At 40.7% G+C, this 22,314-nt stretch carries 24 protein-coding genes and 1 tRNA gene; 8 read left to right on the top strand and 17 right to left on the bottom strand.

What is annotated here, in order from left to right; all coding sequences use genetic code 11:
• Positions 1 to 404 (bottom strand): ferredoxin-NADP reductase (locus EA365_01095; GenBank protein ID TVQ48758.1); only part of this gene is annotated, 404 nt, incomplete at its 3' end.
• Between the two features lie 373 nt (positions 405 to 777).
• On the opposite strand from EA365_01095, the gene EA365_01090 reads away from it, so the two are divergent.
• Positions 778 to 1,785: a phosphoribulokinase gene (locus EA365_01090; protein TVQ48757.1), complete on the top strand. Its 1,008-nt coding sequence runs from the start codon at positions 778 to 780 to the stop codon at positions 1,783 to 1,785.
• Positions 1,786 to 1,999: 214 nt separating this feature from the next.
• Positions 2,000 to 3,103, top strand: a complete 1,104-nt coding sequence (gene tgt, locus EA365_01085; GenBank protein TVQ48756.1) for a tRNA guanosine(34) transglycosylase Tgt — start codon at positions 2,000 to 2,002, stop codon at positions 3,101 to 3,103.
• Here the strand turns inward: tgt and leuB are convergent.
• Entirely contained in the window at positions 3,098 to 4,177 is a 1,080-nt protein-coding gene (leuB, locus tag EA365_01080) for a 3-isopropylmalate dehydrogenase (GenBank protein TVQ48755.1), read from the bottom strand. The two genes, tgt and leuB, sit on opposite strands and share 6 nt — an antisense overlap.
• Positions 4,178 to 4,290: 113 nt before the next feature.
• On the opposite strand from leuB, the gene EA365_01075 reads away from it, so the two are divergent.
• On the top strand, positions 4,291 to 5,724 hold the full coding sequence (locus EA365_01075; GenBank protein TVQ48754.1) for a TolC family protein: 1,434 nt from the start codon (positions 4,291 to 4,293) through the stop codon (positions 5,722 to 5,724).
• Positions 5,725 to 5,927: 203 nt separating this feature from the next.
• Positions 5,928 to 7,508 carry a bifunctional pantoate--beta-alanine ligase/(d)CMP kinase gene (locus tag EA365_01070; protein TVQ48753.1) on the top strand — a complete coding sequence of 527 codons (1,581 nt, stop codon included), beginning with the start codon at positions 5,928 to 5,930 and terminating at the stop codon, positions 7,506 to 7,508.
• A 196-nt stretch (positions 7,509 to 7,704) separates the two neighbouring features.
• On the opposite strand, the gene urtD is transcribed toward EA365_01070, so the two are convergent.
• From urtD to urtA, 4 genes are all read right to left on the bottom strand, one after another.
• The gene (gene urtD, locus EA365_01065) at positions 7,705 to 8,454 is read right to left on the bottom strand and encodes an urea ABC transporter ATP-binding protein UrtD (GenBank protein TVQ48752.1); all 750 of its coding nucleotides are present in this window, start codon (positions 8,452 to 8,454) and stop codon (positions 7,705 to 7,707) included.
• Positions 8,429 to 9,580, bottom strand: a complete 1,152-nt coding sequence (gene urtC / locus EA365_01060; protein ID TVQ48751.1) for an urea ABC transporter permease subunit UrtC — start codon at positions 9,578 to 9,580, stop codon at positions 8,429 to 8,431. Before urtC ends, urtD begins: the two co-directional genes overlap by 26 nt.
• Positions 9,580 to 10,740 carry a branched-chain amino acid ABC transporter permease gene (locus EA365_01055; GenBank protein TVQ48750.1) on the bottom strand — a complete coding sequence of 387 codons (1,161 nt, stop codon included), beginning with the start codon at positions 10,738 to 10,740 and terminating at the stop codon, positions 9,580 to 9,582. Before EA365_01055 ends, urtC begins: the two co-directional genes overlap by 1 nt.
• Before the next feature lie 162 nt (positions 10,741 to 10,902).
• Entirely contained in the window at positions 10,903 to 12,189 is a 1,287-nt protein-coding gene (urtA, locus tag EA365_01050) for an urea ABC transporter substrate-binding protein (GenBank protein TVQ48749.1), read from the bottom strand.
• A gap of 129 nt (positions 12,190 to 12,318) precedes the next feature.
• Between urtA and EA365_01045 the strand changes: the two genes are divergently transcribed.
• The 4 genes from EA365_01045 to EA365_01030 are packed head-to-tail and all read left to right on the top strand — an operon-like array spanning position 12,319 to position 15,792.
• Positions 12,319 to 12,684: a DUF3110 domain-containing protein gene (locus EA365_01045; protein ID TVQ48748.1), complete on the top strand. Its 366-nt coding sequence runs from the start codon at positions 12,319 to 12,321 to the stop codon at positions 12,682 to 12,684.
• Positions 12,681 to 13,598, top strand: a complete 918-nt coding sequence (gene murQ / locus EA365_01040; protein ID TVQ48747.1) for an N-acetylmuramic acid 6-phosphate etherase — start codon at positions 12,681 to 12,683, stop codon at positions 13,596 to 13,598. Before EA365_01045 ends, murQ begins: the two co-directional genes overlap by 4 nt.
• Positions 13,591 to 15,045: a site-2 protease family protein gene (locus EA365_01035; protein TVQ48746.1), complete on the top strand. Its 1,455-nt coding sequence runs from the start codon at positions 13,591 to 13,593 to the stop codon at positions 15,043 to 15,045. The genes murQ and EA365_01035 overlap by 8 nt, the downstream gene beginning before the upstream one ends.
• Positions 15,046 to 15,102: 57 nt before the next feature.
• Entirely contained in the window at positions 15,103 to 15,792 is a 690-nt protein-coding gene (locus tag EA365_01030; GenBank protein ID TVQ48745.1) for a PHP domain-containing protein, read from the top strand.
• A 205-nt stretch (positions 15,793 to 15,997) separates the two neighbouring features.
• On the opposite strand, the gene accC is transcribed toward EA365_01030, so the two are convergent.
• From accC to EA365_00975, 11 genes are all read right to left on the bottom strand, one after another.
• Entirely contained in the window at positions 15,998 to 17,350 is a 1,353-nt protein-coding gene (accC, locus tag EA365_01025) for an acetyl-CoA carboxylase biotin carboxylase subunit (GenBank protein ID TVQ48744.1), read from the bottom strand.
• Between the two features lie 89 nt (positions 17,351 to 17,439).
• Positions 17,440 to 17,931 carry a cytochrome c-550 gene (gene psbV, locus EA365_01020; GenBank protein TVQ48743.1) on the bottom strand — a complete coding sequence of 164 codons (492 nt, stop codon included), beginning with the start codon at positions 17,929 to 17,931 and terminating at the stop codon, positions 17,440 to 17,442.
• Between the two features lie 241 nt (positions 17,932 to 18,172).
• A complete protein-coding gene (locus EA365_01015; GenBank protein TVQ48742.1) occupies positions 18,173 to 18,577 on the bottom strand; it encodes a 50S ribosomal protein L7/L12 in 405 nt (134 codons plus the stop codon).
• 27 nt (positions 18,578 to 18,604) lie between these two features.
• Positions 18,605 to 19,171, bottom strand: a complete 567-nt coding sequence (locus EA365_01010) for a 50S ribosomal protein L10 (GenBank protein ID TVQ48741.1) — start codon at positions 19,169 to 19,171, stop codon at positions 18,605 to 18,607.
• A gap of 272 nt (positions 19,172 to 19,443) precedes the next feature.
• Positions 19,444 to 20,154 (bottom strand): 50S ribosomal protein L1, encoded by a 711-nt coding sequence (locus EA365_01005; protein TVQ48740.1) that lies wholly within the window; start codon positions 20,152 to 20,154, stop codon positions 19,444 to 19,446.
• A gap of 60 nt (positions 20,155 to 20,214) precedes the next feature.
• Complete coding sequence (rplK, locus tag EA365_01000; GenBank protein TVQ48739.1) at positions 20,215 to 20,640, bottom strand: 50S ribosomal protein L11; 426 nt, start codon at positions 20,638 to 20,640, stop codon at positions 20,215 to 20,217.
• A 3-nt stretch (positions 20,641 to 20,643) separates the two neighbouring features.
• Positions 20,644 to 21,288 (bottom strand): transcription termination/antitermination protein NusG, encoded by a 645-nt coding sequence (gene nusG / locus EA365_00995; protein ID TVQ48738.1) that lies wholly within the window; start codon positions 21,286 to 21,288, stop codon positions 20,644 to 20,646.
• 2 nt (positions 21,289 to 21,290) lie between these two features.
• Positions 21,291 to 21,527: a preprotein translocase subunit SecE gene (secE, locus tag EA365_00990; GenBank protein ID TVQ48737.1), complete on the bottom strand. Its 237-nt coding sequence runs from the start codon at positions 21,525 to 21,527 to the stop codon at positions 21,291 to 21,293.
• A gap of 78 nt (positions 21,528 to 21,605) precedes the next feature.
• Positions 21,606 to 21,681: transfer RNA gene (locus EA365_00985), tRNA-Trp, on the bottom strand.
• Positions 21,682 to 21,739: 58 nt separating this feature from the next.
• Positions 21,740 to 22,117, bottom strand: a complete 378-nt coding sequence (rplS, locus tag EA365_00980; protein TVQ48736.1) for a 50S ribosomal protein L19 — start codon at positions 22,115 to 22,117, stop codon at positions 21,740 to 21,742.
• A gap of 106 nt (positions 22,118 to 22,223) precedes the next feature.
• On the bottom strand, positions 22,224 to 22,314 hold a 91-nt coding region (locus tag EA365_00975; GenBank protein TVQ48735.1), incomplete at its 5' end, for a hypothetical protein.

Here is a 22,314-nt window from a genome sequence, read left to right as displayed (position 1 = left end):
TGACGAACAGTTCCGAGTCCTCCTTCATCTACAAGTTCTCTATTTTCGATACATTTTCCGATAAAGGGTTTATTAGGACGATAGATATTTACGGGTATATCTTTGTTTTTGGCTTGAGCTTGAGTCATAGGTTTACTAGTATGTTCTGGTGTTGCCTTACTTTCTGTATCTTGATCACAAGATTTGATACTAACTATTCGTCCTCCTAGGCGAGTAATTCGCTGCATTTCTTGATTCATGCGGTTATAGGGAACTTTGATAAATATACTACCGCTACGACGAATAGGATATTCTAACTTATTGGTTTGTTGATTTTGACTAAGACCGACTACTTCGTAAACAAAAATGCGGTTACCATAATTTGTGTTGTCGCTGGTTTGTCCCGCTAGGAAAGATTTGCTCATCCCTTCTGAATCTCCTAACTTAAAAAAATATAGAGCCATTTAATAGCCTATCATCCCTAAGCTACTGTGAGTAAGTCACATAGGAGTTAGAGTCGGTTAATCACCAACTAGCTTAACAAAACTTAAAAGAAAAAAAAGTTACCATTAAGGCAGTTTTAGGTTTTTTTAATGTTTTGGGCTACCCCAGTTAAGATTCTGGTTACTGACTACTTGTAGAAAGAACCTTATTCTGGTAAAATTTGCCCATAAGTATCTGGGATCAAATAGTCCTGAATAATCGGGCAATTCAATTACTTACTTGAAAGTAGGTACTTGTTGGCTTAGATGAGATCTTACTTGATAAGAAAACAGTTTAGTATTTTAGAGGGAAGCTATGACCACTCAGTCAGATCGCGTGGTAGTTATTGGTGTCGCCGGGGATTCCGGATGTGGTAAGTCAACTTTTTTGCGTCGCTTAACTGATTTATTCGGTCAAGAATTTATGACCGTAATTTGTTTAGATGACTACCATAGTTTAGATCGCAAAGGCAGAAAAGCAGCAGGTGTGACCGCACTTGATCCTAAAGCGAATAACTTCGATTTGATGTACGAACAAATCAAATCTCTCAAAGAAGGCAAAGCGATCGATAAGCCAATCTATAATCATGAAACAGGGATGATCGATCCACCAGAACGGATCGAACCTAATAAAGTAATCGTGATTGAGGGTCTCCATCCTTTCTATGATGAAAGAGTCCGCGCTTTAGTAGATTTTGGCGTCTATCTCGATATCAGCGACGAGGTAAAAGTTAACTGGAAAATCCAACGAGATATGGCGGAAAGAGGTCATACCTATGAAGATGTTATCGCCTCTATTAATGCTCGTAAACCAGATTTTGATGCTTATATCGACCCCCAAAAACAATACGCCGATGTGGTAATTCAAATCCTCCCCACCCAACTAATTGAAGACAAAGATAGCAAAATCTTACGCGTGCGTCTGATTCAGCAAGAGGGAGTAAATGGCTTTGAACCTGTTTATCTATTTGATGAGGGTTCAACTATTGACTGGAGACCCTGTGGTCGTAAACTTACCTGTACTTACCCTGGTCTGAAAATGTACTATGGACCTGATAGTTACTATGGACAAGAAGTGTCTGTCTTAGAATTAGATGGTCAATTCGATAATCTCGAAGAAATGATTTATGTCGAAAGTCACCTCAGCAAAACAGGAACTAAGTACTATGGCGAGATGACTGAGCTATTATTAAAACACAAAGATTATCCAGGCTCTAACAATGGTTCTGGTTTATTCCAAGTGTTAGTAGGCTTGAAAATGCGCGAAATGTACGAGTTGCTGACTTCAAGTCAAACAAAAGTAACCGCAGAAAGCGCAGTTTAACACCGATAACAGGGCGGCGATCGCTGCCCCTAAATAATTAAAATCTACATATGAAAGTTTGGTTAACAACCTGTGTGTTGGTGTTTGTGGTGGTAGAATTGGTACTGTGGGTTAAACAGTTTATTTTACCCCTACCAGTGTATTTAGTCGCCGGAGCATTTCTGGCGATCGCTTCTAACTACGAAAAAGCTAAGTTACGATAGAGAAAACTAAGATTAACAACTATTTTACTTTTACTAAGCAACATAAATGTAGTCAGACCCACGCACGAGCGGGTATCTGGCAGACTCCCCATGGTTGTGTAGAAACTCCTCGCTTTATGCCAGTAGGAACTGTGGCTACGGTGAAGGGTTTAACTCCGGCTCATCTCGAAGCCTGTAAAGCTCAAATGATTCTAGGTAATACTTATCACCTGCACTTACAACCAGGAGAGGATATCATCGCTCAAGCAGGAGGTTTACATCGTTTTATGGGCTGGAATCAACCCATTTTAACGGATTCTGGAGGTTTCCAGGTATTTAGTCTCAGCAATCTTCGTCAAATTAGCGAAGAAGGGGTAATCTTTCGCTCCCCTAGAGACGGAAGGTTGATTAATCTAACACCAGAGAAATCAATCGAAATCCAAAACGCCCTAGGGGCTGATGTGATTATGGCTTTTGATGAATGTCCTCCTGCTACAGCAACCGCAACAGAAGTTAAAGAAGCTACAGAAAGAACCTATCGTTGGCTCAAACGTTGCCTCAAAGCCCATCAGCGTCCCGGTGAACAGGTCATCTTTGGCATAGTACAGGGGGGGACTCATTTAGAGTTAAGAAAGCAAGCAGCCTTAGAATTAGTAGATTTAGATTTAGCAGGTTATGCCATCGGTGGAGTTAGTGTAGGAGAAGCCCCCGAATTAATCCATCAAATCGTTAAGTTTACTACTCCTTTACTCCCTGAGACTAAACCTCGTTATCTAATGGGTGTGGGAACTTATCGCGAAATGGTCGTGGCGATCGCCTCTGGTATTGACTTATTTGATTGTGTCATCCCCACACGTTTAGGGCGTCATGGTACGGCTTTAGTCAAGGGTGAGCGTTGGAATCTCAAAAATGCCCGTTTTCGTGAAGATTTTCGACCCCTAGACGAGGATTGCTCCTGTTATACCTGTAGTAATTTTAGCCGAGCTTATCTCAATCATCTTGTCAAAAGTAGAGAAATGTTGGGTTATATGCTCTTATCTCTACATAATATCCACGAGTTAATTGACTTTACGCAACGAATTCGCCAAGCCATTATTAATGATAATTTTTTAGCTGAATTTGGTCATTGGTTATAAAACTGCTAACAGCGCTTCTCCCATTCCTTGACAACCAACTTGACGCATTCCTGGTGACATAATATCTCCTGTACGTATTCCCGCTTCGAGAACTTGCCATACGGCTTTTTCCATAGCAGTAGCTGCTTGATCTTGGTTTAACCCATAACGTAATAACATTGCAGCACTCAATACCATAGCCAAAGGATTAGCTAAATCTTGACCCGCGATATCAGGAGCTGAGCCGTGTACAGGTTCAAACACACCAGGTCCTGTACTCCCTAAACTCGCCGAAGGTAACATACCAATACTACCAGTTAACATCGCCGCTTCGTCAGAAAGAATATCACCAAACAGATTACCAGTAACGATAGTATCAAATTGACCAGGGTTGCGAATTAATTGCATCGCTGCATTATCTACATAGAGATGGGATAACTCTACATCGGGATAATCAGCAGCTATAGCAGTAACGCGATCGCGCCATAACTGAGACACATCTAAAACATTAGCTTTATCTACGGAACATAATTTTTTACTTCTTTTACGAGCAATTTCCAAAGCCACCTTAGCGATACGGTCAACTTCACTCTCGCGATAAGCCATAGTATTAACACCGCGTTTCTCATTAGTTTCTGAGCTAAAAATACCTTTGGGTTGACCAAAATAAATCCCCCCTGTTAACTCCCTAACTACCATCAGATCTACTCCCTCGATGACTTCAGGTTTAAGGGTAGAAGCGTCAATCAATTGAGGAAAAATAGTCGCAGGACGTAAATTAGCAAATAATCCTAAACCCTCTCTTAAACCCAATAAACCCGTCTCAGGACGTTGCTGACGTGGTAGATTATCCCATTTATAGCCACCAATAGCAGCTAGTAAAACAGCATCACTCTGACGACAAAGTGTTAAAGTTTCTTCAGGTAGAGGATTTCCCGTAGCGTCAATAGCCGCACCTCCGATTAACCCCTCTTGGAAACTTAATTCTAGGTTAAACTTAGAGGCGATCGCTTTGAGGATTTCTACAGTAACTTTAGTAATCTCAGATCCAATACCATCTCCTGGCAGCAACGTAATCAAATATTTTTCAGTCATAGTCAACAAACAAGTTTTTAAACTACCTATTTTAGCCGATTTAGGCTCTCACAGAAATAATTAACAAATCAAGTTAAAATCAGCATTGAAAAGGAGTACATGAACGGAAATAAATGTTTAAATTCTCTAATTTAATTTCTTTAAGTGTGGTGACCGTTTTATTATCTGGAGGTTATACTGTAGCTCAAACCTTACCAGAGTCCATTAACCCTGAAACTACAGTTCTCCCTAGTCCTAACCCTTTGTTATTCCCTACAGACTCTACAGAAGTCACTGTAGAAGAAGTTACCCCCATTACTCTAGAAGAAGCTTTAGAGATTGGTTTGCGCAATAATAAAGCGTTACAAACAGCAAGACAAGAATTAGAACGAACTCAAGCAGAATTGAGAGCAGCAACCTCAGCTTTTTTCCCCACTATTGATTTTAATTCACAGGTGGATTATACCAATAGTGCAGCAGCTAAACTTAGTGACCAAAGATTCCCCCTAAACCAGATAGCTATAGAAACTGGAAATGTTTCGGGAACAATTGAGTTAAACTACGATATCTTCGATGGGGGTAATCGAGGTGCGACGGTGCGTCGAGAAAGAATCAGACTCAATTCTAGTCAATTAAATGTAGAAACCGTTTTAGAAGAAACTCGTTTTAACATTATCCAAAACTATTATGATTTACAAAACGCTGATGCTCAAGTGGCGATCGCTCAAGCTGCGGTAGAAGACGCTAGTCAAAGTTTACGAGACGCTCAATTACGAGAACAAGCAGGTTTAGGAACTCGGTTTGACGTACTCCAAGCTGAAGTAGATTTAGCCAACGCCAGTCAGAATTTAACCAGAGCGATCGCCAATCAACGTATTGCTAGACGCCAACTCGCTCAAACACTTAGTTTAGCTCAAACCGCCGAATTAGCAGCAGCAGATGAAATTCAACAACTAGGAGAATGGGAATATACCCTAGAAGAAACTATCGTTTTAGCCTTTAAAAATCGGGCTGAATTAGAGCGTTTCTTACTAGAAAGAGAAATCGCCACCGCTAATAGACAAATTGCTCTTGCTGAGATGTACCCTACTATTAGTTTCTTTACCAACTATAATTTTCTCGATGATCAATTAGGAGATGGTATCAGCGTTAAAGATGGTTACGCAGTGGGTGGAAGAGTTCGTTGGCGTCTCTTTGATGGTGGGAGAGCAATAGCGCGCGCTAGAGCCGCCGATCGCGATGTAGAAATAGCCGAGACTAGATTTGCCCAACAACGGGATCAAATCCGTTTTCAAGTAGAATCAGCCTATTATGATCTAATCTCCAATCAAGACAACATCGGTACAGCCCAAACCGCCGTAGTTACCGCCGAAGAAAGACTCAGATTAGCCCGTCTGCGTTTCCAAGCTGGGGTAGGTACTCAAACTGAAGTTATCGACGCTCAAAGAGACTTAACCGAAGCTCGTGGTAATCTTTTGCAAGCGGTGATTGGTTATAACCAGTCTCTCAATAGTTTAGAAAGAGCTGTCAGTAACCTTCCTGATAGTCTTCTCTTTGAAGTTCCCTAGTCTGGTGTAGGGGACATTAGGTATTAGCTTTTAGGTTGAACGGTGGAACGGAATTCCTTTCTTCCTTTCTTCGGAATTCCGAATTCTCCCCTACTCCCTACTCCCTCTTACCCAACCAATAATTGAGTTTCAAAGTAAGGCTGAAATTTTTGCGAAAATGTATTAAAGTTATAGGTTTGGAGGAAAGCTCAACAGAATCAATAATGCGTTTACTTACCACAGTTTCTGGCTTACGTTCGAGTTTAGAGGCAAGAACAGCAGAACAAACTCTAGGACTTGTTCCGACTATGGGTGCTTTACACCCTGGTCATCTCAGTTTGATTAAACGTGCGGTGTCAGAAAATGATTTAGTAGTAGTGAGTATCTTTGTCAATCCTCTGCAGTTTGGACCACAGGAAGATTGTGCAAGATACCCTAGTTCTCTAGAAGCTGACTTACAACTATGCGAACAAGAGGGGGTAGATTTTGTCTTTGCTCCTAATTCTCTAGAAATGGGAATAACCGCAGTAGGAGAAGTCAATAACCATACTGTAGTAGTTCCTCCCCAAGAGATGACAGCGGTTTTATGTGGACCTTTTCGACCTGTACACTTTACGGGAGTAGCGACGATTGTAACTAAACTCTTGACGATTGTTGCACCAGATTTAGCTTATTTTGGGGAAAAAGACGCCCAACAATTAGCCATAGTCAAACGTTTAGTACAAGATTTAAAGCTCAAAACCGAGATTAGCAGTGTTCCTACGGTGCGAGAAAAATCAGGTTTAGCCTATAGTTCTCGTAATCAATATTTAAGTGTCACAGAAAAAGCCGAAGCTGCTAAAATCTATCAAGGTTTAATTAAAGCCCATGATGCCTTTAAACAGGGTATCTTTACTAAAGCTCAATTAACCGCTATTGTCAGAGCCGAATTGAACTCTATTTCTAACCTAAAAATTGAATATATAGATTTAGTTCACCCTGATAGTCTCATTCCTCTCAATCAAGTGGAGGATAAGGGTTTATTAGCAATAGCCCTTTGGCTAGGTTCTACTCGTCTTATTGATAATATTATGTTGCGTTTACGTCAGCCAATTATTGCCATCGATGGTCCTGCAGGTGCAGGGAAATCAACTGTAACTCGTTATTTAGCCAAAACTCTAGGTTTGATGTATCTCGATACCGGGGCTATGTATCGCGCTTTAACCTGGTTATTTATGCACTATGACATTGATTTAGAAGATACTGAAGCGATCGCCTTAAGTTTAGCTGATTTACGTTTAGAACTAATTCCTAGTAATGATCCTCTTCAAGCTACTGGGGTGATTATTAATGATCATGACGTGAGTCAAGTTATTCGTAGTCCTGAAGTTAGTAAATACGTCTCCAAGGTTTCGGCTATTCCCGCGGTGCGTCGTCGTCTAGTACAGTTACAACAGGAACTAGGGGTAAAAGGTGGACTAGTCGCCGAAGGTAGAGACATAGGTACAAAAGTTTTCCCCGATGCAGAATTAAAAATATTCCTGACTGCTTCGGTAAAAGAACGTTCTCTCAGACGCTTACGAGAATATCAACAACAGGGTATTAATAATATTAGTCTCGAAGAATTAGCCCAAGGTATTGAAGCTAGAGATAAACTAGATACAGAGCGTAAAGTATCTCCTCTACAACAAGCACCAGACGCGATCGTTATCAGTACTGATGGTTTAACCATTGAAGAGGTTATCAATAAAATCGTTAACTTATACGAAACTCGCGTTCAATCACCCTCGAAGGTATTAGGTGGAACGGTGTTAGGGGTTAGGTAAAAGGTTGTAGGGTGTAGGGTGTATGTGTTATAGCAGTACAAGCTAAGGTGTTTGACATTTTCAAATTATGAAACCCATTATTAGTCTAGCTTTTGCCTGAGTGCCTATTCAAGTAGCGCTATATTATTCCTATATATCATACTCCGAAGTCTCCCCTTCTCCCTTCTCTTTCAAGAGTGCCTCATTCGCGCATTCTTCATTCTTCATTTTGTACACCCAAATAGACCTCAATTACCCTGGGGTCATTTTGTACCTCTTCCATCGTTCCTTCACAGAGTAGAGAACCTTGATGTAATACGCTTACTCTGCGAGCGATTTGACGCACAAACTCCATGTCATGTTCAATAACGATTAAAGAATGACTCTCAGCTAAAGCTAAAAGCAAATTACCGACATTTTCTGTTTCTTCATCGGTTAAACCGGCTACGGGTTCATCTACTAATAATAAATCAGGAGATTGAGCTACTAACATACCAATTTCTAGTCTTTGTTTTTCACCGTGGGATAATAAAGCCGCAGGAAGTTCTGCTTTAGCCACTAATCCTACGGTTTCTAAGAGATTAACTACGTTACGTTGTTCTGAAGATCTAGGATTTTGCCATAAAGTAGCTAGAGGGTTTTTCTGACGGTTGCAGACTAAATCTAGGTTTTCTCTGACGGTTAAATTTAAATACACTCTAGGGGTTTGAAACTTTCTACCTACACCTAAACGCGCGATTTCATGTTCAGAAGTCTTACGCAGGTTACGCCCTTTAAATAAAACTCGTCCTTGGTTAGGTTGCACTTTACCTGTAATTACGTCTAAAAAGGTGGTTTTTCCTGCGCCATTAGGTCCAATAATAACTCTCAACTCTCCTGTATCCATACTAAAGTTAAGGTTATTGAGTGCTTTAAAACCATCAAAACTAACGGTTAAATCTTCAATGACTAGAATCTTCTGGCTCATATTCTTCTCTTTCTTGTTGAATCTCAGGATCTGTTTCTAAACTAGGATAGGTAGCTAGACGTGGCTGCATACCCAACAGAGAACGTAGTTTTAACCAACCAAAATCACGCCACCAGCCAATAATTCCATCGGGAAGTACTGTTACTACGATTAAGAATAAAGCACCCTGGAAGAATAACCACACTTCAGGGAATTTTTCACTGAGTAAACTTTGGGCTAAACGTACTAGAATAGTACCAAGAATCGCTCCAATCAAAGTACCTCTTCCCCCTACTGCTACCCAAATCACCATTTCTATGGAAAAAGCTACCTCCATCAAAGTAGGGCTGATTATTCCTGATTGGACGGTATATAATGCTCCTGCTATCCCTGCGATCGCCCCTGAAATAGCAAAGACGATCACTTTATAACCAGTGGGATTATAACCAGAGAAACGCATCCTGGTTTCATCGTCTCGAATCGCGATTAAAGCTTTACCAAATCTCCCACTAGTTAACCAACGACACAATAAGTAAATCAAAACTAAACATAAGATACTTAACTGATAGAATAATCGTTGTGCTTCTGCTGATCCTCCTGAGATCCCAAAAATAGTTTGAGTATCTGTGGTTAGTCCATTTGTACCATTGATTAATTTTTGTTGACCATTAAAGAAGTTAAAAAAGACTAATAGAGCAGCTTGAGTAAGAATAGAGAAGTAAACCCCTTTAATGCGATTACGGAATACCAGATAACCCAATATTCCTGCTACTATCCCTGGAATGAGCACGATTGCTACTAGAGTAAAGGGGAAAGAAGCGAAAGGTATCCATACCCAGGGTAACTCTTTCACACCATAAAGATTGAAAAAATCGGGTAATTTACCTTCAGGAAGTTGTAGATTCATATACATAGCCAGAGCATAGCCTCCCAAGGTAAAGAAGATACCATGTCCTAGGCTTAATAGTCCTGTATAACCCCAAATTAAGTCAATACCTAAAGCGACTATTGCTAAAGATAGGAATCTACCTAAGAGTCTGAGACGAAATTCTGAGAGTAATAAGGGTAAAACCACCGCTAGAATCAAGGCTATAGCGATCAGGATTATTAACTCTGTTAACCATTGCTGCTTTTTTTTAGTATTCATTATAGTTGTGCGTTTCTACCTTTAGGTGGAAAGATTCCTGCGGGTTTAATCTGCAGAAAAATAATAATCAGACCAAAAACTAACACTCTTGCCATACTAGTATTAGCGAAAAACATTAAAATATCTACCAAGGGTTTAAGAAAGGCAATGTCTATGATGAAAATTACTAGTATTCCCGAACCAATTAAATAGTTAAGAATACCAATACCTAAAGCTGCTAAAATTGTGCCTAAGAGATTACCTACTCCTCCTACAACCACTACCATAAAGGTATCGATAATGTAGTTTTGTCCTGTATTTGGTCCGACTGAACCTAATAGACTAATCCCACAACCTGCTATACCAGCTAAACCCGAACCAATCGCAAAGGTTAAAGCATCTACTTTCTCTGTGGGAATACCTAAACAAGCACTCATGGTGCGATTTTGGGTTACTGATCTGATTTTTAATCCCCAGGAAGACTTATTTAAAAACCAATAGGTAGCCAAAATACAAAGAATGGTAAGAACAATAATAAAGATACGCGCCATAGGTATTTGAAAGTTACCAACAGGAATACCACCCCGCAACCACCCAGGGGCCGTGACATCCACATTGGTTGTACCAAACCAAGGATTGATCAGGTTTTCTTGACCTTGTTGTTGAATTAAAAAGCCCGTAGCTGTAGCTAGGGCTATACTCAGGGTTAAAATAGTTCCTTGGATTAGGTTAGAAATATGCTGATAACGACGCTTAATTAGGAACATTCCCCCAAAGTAGAGTATAGCAAAAACAGCGATCGCGATGATTAATAACCAGTTAACGCTACGCACAAATTGACGTAAGATTAAACTTACCCCCCAAGTTGCTAACAGGGTTTCTAGAGGTCTTCCATAGAGATAACGAATTACCCCTTTTTCCAGGATTAAACCCATTAACCCCGAGACGATAAAAGCCAAGGGTAACGCTGCAATAATGTAAAAATTAAACCAGGGTTCACCGAAACCTTTAAAGACATTTTGGGTAACAAAAGTAGCATAAGCACCTAACATGATTAACTCACCATGAGCTAGATTAATTACCCCCATGAGTCCAAAAACGATCGCTAAACCCAAAGCAGCGATTAGTAATACTGCACCTATACTTATACCATTAAATAAACTTTCAAGAAGGATTGCCATTATTAGAGTTCGCAGGAAAGGAGTTCGCAGGAAAGGAGTTAGTAGGAGGAAACGGGTTCGGAGTTATTTAGAATCAGCCAATGTGGGAAAAAATAATTAATTCTTCATTCGCGCATTCGCGCATTCTTCTTTTCTCTCTTCCCTACCTCTGACCACTAAAAATTACATTTGGTATCTACCACCTTTATTAGGATCACTCCAATCGCACCCATAACCTCTGGTTTCAGGTACAAACTGATTCCAAGGTAGAGGATCAATAGGGCCATCTGTACTCCAGACGATATCAAATAAACCATCGTCTCTAACTTGACCAATACGTACGGTTTTAGAGATATGGTGATTAGGTTTCATTTGCACAAAACCTTCGGGAGCGTCTAAACTTTGACCGATCGCTGCACTTCTAACGGCTTCTAATTCTGTTGTTCCTGCTTGTTCTACAGCTTGTTTCCAGAGATATACCATGATATAAGCAGCTTCCATGGGATCATTGGTAACGCGATCAGCTCCGTATTCAGCGCGGAAAGCTTCGACAAATTTTTGATTAGCTGGGGTATCTACGGTTTGGAAGTAATTCCAGGCTGCATAATGTCCAATCAGATATTCTCTACCGATTTGTCTAACTTCTTCTTCAGCGATACTAACGGACATCACGGGGTATTTATCAGGTGTTAAACCTGCACCCTGCATTTGTTTGAAGAACGCGACGTTACTATCACCGTTAAGACTGTTAAAGATTATACCACCCTCGGGTAAGGCTACCCTAATTTTGGTGATAATAGGGGTTACTTCAGTATTACCAAGTGGCAAGTAATCTTCTCCTACAACCTCTCCACCTTTAGCTGCGAGTTGTTCTTTGATAATAGTATTAGCGGTACGAGGGAAAACATAGTCTGAACCGACTAAAAAGAATTTTGTCCCTTTGTTAGCCATTAACCAATCTACAGCAGGCTCAATCTGTTGGTTAGGAGCAGCTCCAGTATAGAAGATATTGCGAGAACATTCTTGACCTTCGTATTGAATGGGATACCAAAGCATATGATTTTTAGATTCAAACACGGGTAAAACTGCTTGACGACTAGCAGAAGTCCAACAACCAAAAACTACGACTACTTGGTCTTGATCGATAAGTTTAGCTGCTTTTTCAGCGAAAGTGGGCCAGTCAGAAGCCCCGTCTTCTATTACTGCTTCTATTTGTTTTCCTAATACCCCACCACCTGCGTTAATTTCTTTAATCGCTAATTTTTCTGCATCTACTACTGTGGTTTCACTAATCGCCATAGTTCCACTTAAAGAGTGCAGAATCCCTACTTTAATGGTGTCACCGCTAGCTTGAGCAATTTGTGGCGCTGTGGCTTGAGCAGGGGATTTGGCGTAAGCTTTCAGTATAATACTACTTCCTAATGCTGCTGAAGTGTAAGTTAGAAATTTTCTACGTCCTAGTCTTGCCATTTTATTTAGTTTGTTTAAAAAATCTAGCTTAGTTTACACCCCACCTAAAGGAAATAATGTTATTTAGGCTACTTTTTACGGGGCTATTGATTCTGCTAAAATTGGTAAAAATAGTTACCAGGTCAAGTTATGCGCATATACGTTCTACTGTTTAACGCTCGTACTGAGAATGAGGGGATACATACTATCCAGATGGGCGATCGCCATAAAATCTTATTGTTTGAAACAGAAGACGATGGTACTCGCTATGCCATGATGTTAGAAGCCCAAGATTTCCCTGTACCTACAGTAGAAGAGATGGATTTAGACGAAGTCATCGAATTCTGTATCAGTGCTGACTATGATTATGAAATCATTAAAGATGGTACTCTAGCTGTTCCCCCTGAATCTAATGTACCCCAAACCGATTGGGAATTAGAACAGTCTGAGGAAAACTCAGAAATGTCTTCAGCAGAATTAGAAAAAATCAGACGTCGCTTAGAAGGACTTTTATGAATCAATCTCGTGGTCATCTCCTGACAGAATTAAATAACCCTCGTAGTCATAACTTAGACCAATTAAGCCCATTAGAATTAGTGGATTTATTTAATCAGGAGGACCAATATACCCTAAAAGCGATCGCAACTGTCAGACAAGAATTAGCCCAAGCTATAGAACTTATTGCTAATTGTTTGACTCAAGGTGGTAGAATGTTCTACGTCGGTGCAGGGACGAGCGGACGTCTAGGGGTACTCGATGCTGCCGAATGTCCCCCCACCTTCTGTACCCCACCAGAAATGGTTCAGGGGATTATTGCAGGGGGAATAGAGGCTTTAACTCGTAGTTCAGAAGCTAAAGAAGATGATTATGGAGCAGGGGTTGAAGCGATCGCTACTCGGGGAGTTAATCAATTAGATGTGGTAATCGGTATTACTGCAGGAGGGACAACCCCCTACGTTCACGGGGCGATCGCCCAAGCTCAAACCAAAGGTGCTAAAACTATCTTTATAACCTGTGTCCCTGACCAACAAGTTAATCTAGAGGTAGATATCGCGATTAGACTATTGACCGGACCTGAATTATTAGCGGGTTCAACTCGTCTGAAAGCGGGGACTGCTACCAAAATGGCTCTCAATATCCTTTCTACGGGAGTAATGGTACGTCTAGGTAAAGTTTACGGGAATCGGATGGTAGATGTAGCGGTGACTAATAGTAAATTACGCGATCGCGCTATACGCATTATCCAGGATTTAACCGACTTAACCCCACAACAAGCTCAAGAATATCTAACCCTTAGTAATAATAACGTTAAACTAGCTTTACTCCTACAAGCTACTAATTTAACCCCCCAAGCAGCTACAATTTTACTAGAGCAACATCAAGGTAACCTAGGCTTAGCCCTAAAAACATATCACAATAATCATGCTTAATTCATCAGAAACCTCCACTTTTATTACTATCCTAATCATTGCCCTAGTTATTTTAATTTGGGGTTATAATCGCTCTCGTCCTTTTGGAAAATTAGGCATAATTTCTTGGTTACAGTCAGTAGTCTTGTTTGCCCCCTGGTTAATCTTCTTTAGTTTTTTAACCCTGGGGATTTATATCAACATAATTGGCATTTTATTATTATTGGTCCTATCGATAATTGCTTATATGATTTTAGGTAGAAGTTTACGTAATTTAGGACCTGAAGAGACACTTATACCCAAACAACCCCAAGAAATTGTCGAGTTAGAAACCCCAACCCCAACTGTAACCATTCCTGAAGCAGATTTACAAAGCATTAGGGGTATTTTTGGTATTGATACTTTTTTTGCCACAGAGACTATCTCCTATCAAGAAGGTTTCATTTTCAAAGGTAACCTCAGAGGTGAACCACAAACAGTCCACAATCAACTCTCCGAGAAACTTAAAAAACTAGTAGGAGAAAAATACCGACTCTTTCTCGTAGAAAATGGCGAAGGAAAACCCACGGTAATCTTACTACCAAATAGTAGAGATCCTCAACCTACTACTCTAGCCCAGAAAAACCTCGCTCTAGCTTTATTAGTAGCTACCATCGCTACCAGTTTAGAAACAGCGGGATTACTCCTGGGATTTGATTTATTTAGTGACTTTGGTAGATACGCCGAAGCTATACCCATTAGTTTAGGACTTTGGTTAATTTTGGGAATGCACGAACTCGGTCATCTTTTCGTGGCTAAACGTCACCACATACGCCTAAGTCTGCCTTTTTTCTTACCTAGTTGGCAAATTGGCTCATTTGGAGCGATTACTCGATTTGAATCGTTATTACCTAATCGTCAAATTCTCTTTGATATCGCTTTTGCAGGTCCGGCTACAGGTGGATTAATTTCTCTGTTACTGATTATTATCGGTTTGTTATTATCTCATCAGGGTAGTCTATTTCAAATACCTAGTCAATTTTTCCAGGGTTCTTTTCTCGTAGGAACTTTGGCTAAAATAATCCTTGGTTCTAGCATGAGTCAACAGGTAATCGATGTTCATCCCCTCACCTTAATCGGTTGGTTAGGTTTAGTGATTACTGCTTTGAATCTGTTGCCTATCGGTCAACTAGATGGAGGTAGAATGGTGCAAGCTATTTATGGTCGCAAAATCGCTAGACGTATTTCTCTGACTAGTCTGATTATTTTGCTCTTAGTGGCGATTATTAATCCTGCTAATCCGATTCTTCTCTATTGGGGTATTTTAATTTTGTTCCTACAAAGAGAGTTAGAACGTCCTAGTCTCAATGAAATTAGCGAAGTAGATGATACTAGAGCTGTTTTAGGTTTATTAGCTTTGTTATTGATGTTGGCTACTTTGATACCTTTAAGTCCTAGTTTAGCAGGTCGTCTGGGTATTGGTAGTTAACGAATTACGTTAAGTTTTGTTATCTTGGAGATATAAACAAAATGACGTTTTTGTCAAATGACTTCATTAACTAATCAAAATGCAGCTCAAGACGGGATTGGTCTGAAAACCGTTTGGTCTCAAATACGAGCTGATAGCTGTCCTTATCACTATAACTTTCATTTACATACTTATTGTTCTGATGGTCAATTAAGTCCTGAGCAAATTATCGAACAAGGGATAACCCTAGGGTTAAAAGGTTTAGCCATCAGCGATCATCATTCTGTCGAGGGTTATTATCTAGCTCAAAAGTATCTGAAAACTCTCAGACACAACTACCCAAAGTTAGATTTACCCCAATTATGGACTGGTGTGGAGATTACTTCTGATTTAAAGGGGGTAGAAGTGCATCTGTTGGGTTATGCTTTTGATCCTGAGCATCCCCAAATTAAGCATTATTTTACTGGTAAGCGTCCTAGTTGCACAGCTGCAGAAGCAGCACAAGTTATCTACGCTATTCAAGCAGCAGGTGGATTAGCGGTATTAGCTCACCCTGCGCGGTATCATCAACCCGCCAAACGTTTAGTCCCGTTGGTTGCTCAATTGGGTATAGATGCTTTAGAGGTTTACTACGCTTACGGTAATCCTAAACCCTGGTTTCCTAGTCCGCAAGAAACAGAGGAGGTTAAACAATTAGCCGAGTCTTATAATTTATTGATGACTTGTGGTACTGATACTCATGGGAGTAACATACTACAACGTATATAGCTGCCCCAAAATTTGTCCTGGCTACTTAGTAAGAGTTCGGAGGAACGGTGGAACGGTGGAACGGTTTTATTATTCCTATATATCATACTCCCCGTCTCCTCCCTCTCCCCCTCTCAGAAGCTCCCTACTCCCTACTCCCCACAGGAACCACACTCTTGCCTATTTCCTATTCCTTATTGCCTCATTCTTAATTCTTAATTCATAACTAGGGAGAATCAGGACTAAAATGTTTGCTAATAAAATGAGTATCAACATCCCCTGCTAAAAAAGCGGGATGCTTGAGAATTTTTTGATGGAAGCCAATAGTAGTGGGTACGCCTGTAATAGCGCATTCTCTTAATGCTCTCTGCATTCGTTGAATAGCTGCTTGACGATTAGGTCCCCAGACGATTAGTTTACCAATAAGGGAATCGTAATAGGGAGAAATCTCATAGTCTGTATAAACGTGTGAGTCCATGCGGACTCCGGGTCCTCCTGGGGGAAGGTAGGCACTGATTTTACCAGGATGAGGACGAAAATTATTATCAGCGTCTTCAGCGTTAATCCGACATTCGATCGCGTGTCCTTTTAACTCTACTTCAGCTTGGGTGAGACTGAGTTTTTCCCCTTGGGCGATACGAATTTGTTCGGCGATTAAATCTAAACTTGTAATCATTTCAGTTACAGGATGTTCTACTTGAATGCGGGTATTCATTTCCATAAAATAAAAATGCCCCGATTTATCCACGAGAAACTCTACTGTACCTGCACCAACATAATTAATCGATTTGGCGGCTAAAATAGCAGCATCACCCATTTTAGTTCTTAATTCGGGGGTTAAAAAGGGACTAGGTGCTTCTTCTAATAACTTTTGGTGACGTCTTTGAATTGAACAGTCTCTTTCCCCTAAATGAATTACGTTACCGTAACTGTCTGCGAGGATCTGAAATTCTATATGTCGAGGTGAGTCAACAAATTTTTCCAGGTAAACTCCCGCGTTACCAAAAGCCGCTTCTGCTTCTCCTTGGGCGGCTTGGAACATTCTGGTTAATTCACTGTCATTTTGGACAAGACGCATTCCTCTACCTCCTCCCCCTGCAGTAGCTTTGATAATCACGGGATAACCGATTCTCCTGGCTATTTTATGGGCTTCAGCTTCGGTTGCTATTAACCCAGGACTCCCGGGAATTGTAGGTACTCCTGCTTGCTGCATGGTTTTTTTAGCAGTAGATTTATCTCCCATGGCTCTGATCGCTGCGGGTGTAGGACCAATAAAATGTAATTGATGATCGGCACAGATTTCGGCGAAACGAGCGTTTTCGGCTAAAAAACCATAACCTGGGTGAATGGCTGTAGCGTTTCTGGTTAAGGCTGCCGCAATAATATTAGGGATATTTAAATAACTTTTACTAGATGCGGGAGGACCAATACAAACGCTTTCATCGGCTAGTTGCACATGGAGAGCGTGACAATCAATGGTAGAATGAACCGCTACGGTACGAATACCGAGTTCTTCACAACTATGGAGAATCCGTAAGGCGATTTCTCCTCGATTAGCAATTAATATTTTATCGAACATTTATGATTTATTTAAACTAATTAAAGATAGAAACAATTCCCCTACTTACTGTTGAGCAAGAGGGGAATGTTAGACAAGGTGACTAAGGTTTAGTTATAAACTTTACCGCCTCCCCACTCAACTCCGCGCACTTTAGGTTGAATGAGAATATAACCTGCTACTGCTTTGAGATCTGCGTCGGTGAGATTTCTCATCTCGCTAAAGATATCACTTCTGTCGGTATTAGGATGTAACAGTGAGATATCTTCTTCTCCATCATAAGTCATGGGGTGTTGAAAGTAATCTACCAAAGCTATAATGTTATCCCGAGGAGGATATGCTCCTTCTAAGGCTTCTAAACGAAGTCCTACGTTAGGATTAGTTTTGGTTCTTCCTCCTAAATGACATTGAGAACAGGTATTGTTAAAGATTTTTTTACCTGTTTCTGCTTCTTGCAGACTAATTACTACTTGTTCCCCTTCGGGGTTTAGTTTGACTGTGCGTACTTCTTCAGTTAATTCTACGGCTAGTGCTTGATTAACCAATCCAGGCAAGGTAAAAATGGCGATCGCTATAATTACCCAAATAAATCGCTTTAGCATCTTTTTCCTCAAACAGTTTTTCGAGCAGTTTTGAAATCTTCACTGATTTTGAGATTAATAGACTTTTAACTTCAATCAGCAAAATCAACTAATTTATGTCGATTCTAGGGAAATCTATAGCTAGTTTACCCTATTTGTGTCTTTATTCTCTGATTCAATTCTCTTAGTATTTCTTTACAATTAGTTGATAATCAAAAACCCCAGATTTCTGGGGTCTAAGTGCAATTATCAAGAAAGGTTATTACTTAACGTTAACTTTAGCGCCTGCTTCTTCGAGTGTTTTCTTGATTTGTTCTGCTTCTTCTTTAGCAATACCTTCTTTTAGGGGTTTCGGTACTGCTTCTACTAATTCTTTAGCTTCTTTGAGTCCTAAACCTGTGATAGTACGAACTTCTTTAAGGATAGCAATTTTCTTGTCAGCGGGGAACTCTTCGAGAACAACGTCAAATTCGGTTTTTTCTTCTTCAGGCTCAGCCGCAGCCCCAGGAGCCGCAGCCCCAGGAGCCGCCATCATCATCATTCCACCCCCAGTAGGAGCAGCAGCGCTAACGCCAAAGGCTTCTTCAATTTGTTTGACTAATTCTGAAGCTTCTAAAAGGCTTAAACTTTTTAACTTTTCTAAAATTTCATCGGTTGCAGCAGACATATTTCTTTTCTCCTTGTCTAAAATTTGTTATGCAGCGTCTTGTTCTTGGTTGGCGATCGCTTGAATACCTCTGACCAGGGATGCTGGTACTTCGTTGATACCACGGCACACGGAAGAGGGTACTTCTTTGATACCCACAGCCACTTTGGTCGCCAAGGAATTGATTGCTCCTGCAATTTGAGCCATAAGCTCTTCTTTGCTGGGCAATTCGGTGATCGCTTGTACCTGTTGTTCATTGAGGGATTGACCCTGCATGACCCCGCCGCGAAATTCGGTTTTTTTGGTGTCTTTTTGGAACTTTTGGTACGCTTTGATCGCTCCTCCGAGATCGTCTTTAACTAGTAAAAAGGCTGATGTTCCCTTGAGAAACTCTGTCATTGTTTCCCAGTTGGGGTCTCCTTCTACCGCTAGACGCATCAGGGTGTTTTTGGTGACTTTACATTCTGTACCTGTGGGACGTAGGCGATCGCGTAAGTCGGTAATTTCACCTACCGACAATCCTTGGTAATCGATAATGATAGCCATTTGAGTCTCACTCAATTGTTCTTTGAGTTCTTCGACTATCTCTTCTTTTGATGTCCGATTTCTACCCATGTTTGCCTCACCTCCCTTGCTTCATCACCCATAAATAAGCAGACAACCCCGACGCTTCTCGCCGAGGTTGCCCCTTAGAAACAATTGTAAACCTACCGCTAAACTAGTTAGCAGGGTTAATTCACATTTAGTTTTTTGGTTCTAACCTCGGCAGGGAATTAAGCCTTGAGCACCTGCTGTCTTTGGTTGGATTTAATTATGTCAGCTTAGGATTGCTAGATAATAATCTCAATCTATCTATCATAGCAAAACCTACTCTTTTTGTCAAGAGTTTAATCAGCTATTTTCAGGTCTCGTAAAGCGTTAATATCTACTTCTATGGATGGTCCCATGGAGGAAGATACATAGATCGAGCGCCAATAACGACCTTTAGCCCCTGATGGTCGGTTACGTTCAACTGTGTCCTGTAGTGCTTTAAGGTTTTCTAATAAATCTTCAGCGCTAAAGGAGCTTTTACCAAACATCACGTGGACAATCCCTGTACGATCTGCTCTAAATTCCTGTTTACCTGCTTTGAATTCAGCGATCGCCTCTGGTAAATTATCGGTGACTGTCCCACCTTTAGGAGAAGGCATCAAGCCTTTAGGACCTAAAGCCCGTCCCAATTTAGCCACTTTGGGCATCATATCGGGGGTAGCGATTAAGATATCAAAATCCAATCTACCTTTAAATATTTCTTCGATCAATTCTTCTGAGCCAACTACATCTGCTCCGGCGTCGCTAGCTTCCTTTACTTTTTCCCCTCGGGCGATTACTGCTACTCGCACTGATTGTCCTGTACCTTTAGGGAAAGTTACTGTTGTCCGTAGTTGTTGATCTGTATATTTAGGATCTATCCCTAGACGTATGTGAGCTTCGGCGGTTTCATCAAATTTAGCCGTAGCTGTTTCTTTGAGTAACTGCATCGCCTCTAGAGGCTGATATGGTCTATCTTCTACTTTTGCTTGTGCTGCGGCGAATCTTCGTGATACTTTTTTAGACATTATGTACTCCTGATGGGTCAATAACGAAGCGAATGCCTCTCCCCTACTAATTAGTAAAATTTATGCTTGGATGGTGATACCCATGTTACGAGCAGTGCCCGCGATAATCTTCATAGCTGCTTCAACGTCATTAGCGTTGAGATCGGGTAATTTGGTTTGGGCTATTTCCCGTAACTGTTCTGTAGTAATACTCCCAACCGTTTGTTTATTAGGTTGATCAGAGCCTTTTTCAACTCCTGCGGCTTTTTTGAGCAATACTGAAGCAGGTGGAGTTTTGAGGATGAAGGTAAAACTACGATCTTCATAAACCGATATTTCTACAGGAATAATCATCCCTGGTTTATCGGCGGTTTTGGCGTTATATTCTTTACAGAAAGCCATAATATTAACGCCGTGTTGACCCAAAGCAGGACCAACGGGAGGTGCGGGGTTAGCTTTTCCCGCGGGCAAGGCTAATTTAATTAGTGCGACTACTTTTTTTGCCATTGTTTAAGACTGTTTTTCAACTTGATTGAATTCTAGCTCTACGGGAGTTTCACGCCCAAAGATCGATAATAGAGCTTTGAGTTTTTGCCTTTCGGGACTTACTTCTATTACTTCTCCTGCGAACTCTTTAAACGGACCTGATAGAACCATAATCTGATCACCCACATCTAGATTGATTTTGACTACTAGTTCTTGTGCTTCTGCTTGTCTAAAGATACGCTCTACCTCTGACATTGACAAAGGTAAGGGTTTCACGTGACCTCGTCCTCGTCCATAGTTACGTTTTTGTTCAGCGCCGACGAAGTTGATCACGTGGGGGGTATTTTTAACTACCTGCCAGGCGTCATCTTCCATAATCATCTGCACTAAAACGTAGCCAGGAAAGACTTTTTCTTCTAGATGTTGACGAGAGCCATCTTTACGGATTTTTACTGTTGGTGTGTGGGGAATCTGTACCTGAATAACTCGATCAGCTACGTTAAAAGATTTTACCCGTTGTTCTATATTAGTTTTAACGCGTTTTTCGCAACCTGAGGCTACTTGAATCGCGTACCAACGTGGTTTCTGTTTCTGTTTTGGCTGATTTTGTTGTTCTAGATTTTCTACGTTTTCTAGCTGTTCTTGTGATTCTTCCCCAGGGATACTCATTTTTAAAACACCTTTAATGCTGCCCAAGAAAACAGGTTATCGACCAGATAGATAACGGTTGCTACTAGAATAACCATTAAGATCACAGCAACTGATTCACTAATCAATTGTTGTCTAGAAGGCCAAACAACTTTAGTTAATTCTTGTCTTGTTGCCTTGACAAAGCTAACTATTTCTGTTCCTGTTTTTTGTTCTTTTAACTCTGCTTTTTCTTGACTTGCTGTTTCTTTTTTTGCCACAATTGCTTCCTCATCAGATAATTGACCAGTGGGTTAAGTTAGTTTCCCACAATCAATTTATTTATTATAAAGCAATTATGACGCGCCCTGGAGGACTTGAACCCCCGACATCAGGTTTTGGAGACCTGCGTTCTACCAACTGAACTAAGAGCGCATTAAGCCATCAGCGCAAGATTAGTCTAGTCTAGCATAAATCACCAGATTTTGGCTAGTTATTTTTTGGTAGATTTAATTGGGCGATCGAAACGTTGTTTAATCCGAGTAGCTTTTCCTGTACGTTCGCGCAGATAATAGAGTTTAGCTCTTCTAACTTTACCTCTTCTGAGTACTTGGATACTAGCGACGCGGGGAGAATGGAGTAAAAATACTCTTTCCACACCGACTCCTTGGAAGACGCGTCTAACGGTAATAGTTTCACTGATTCCACCATTACGTTTAGCGATGACTACACCTTCGTAGGGTTGGATTCTTTCTTTACCACCTTCTTGAATTTTAACTCCAACTTTGATGGTATCACCCACATGGATAACGGGTAAGTCCGTTTTTATATGGGTTGCTTCAATAGCTTGAATGATCTCTTGTGCGTTCATAGGGTTGATGAAAAATTCACAATTTCCTATTATACCTTGTTTAGCTTAAAAAAGCAAAAAGCCTCCCTAAACTTAGGGAGGACTTTAGTTAAATGTTAGAGATTATTTAGAAACGGAAGGTTGTCCGAATAGTACCAACGATGATGGTGTCGTTATTATCGTTTTGGTTAGGATTGATAATCACGTATGCACCAGGG

This window comes from Gloeocapsa sp. DLM2.Bin57 (assembly GCA_007693955.1).
Lineage (GTDB): Bacteria > Cyanobacteriota > Cyanobacteriia > Cyanobacteriales > Gloeocapsaceae > Gloeocapsa.
The sequence above is the reverse complement of the archived record's forward strand: the minus strand, read 5'-3'. Positions and strand labels throughout refer to the sequence as shown.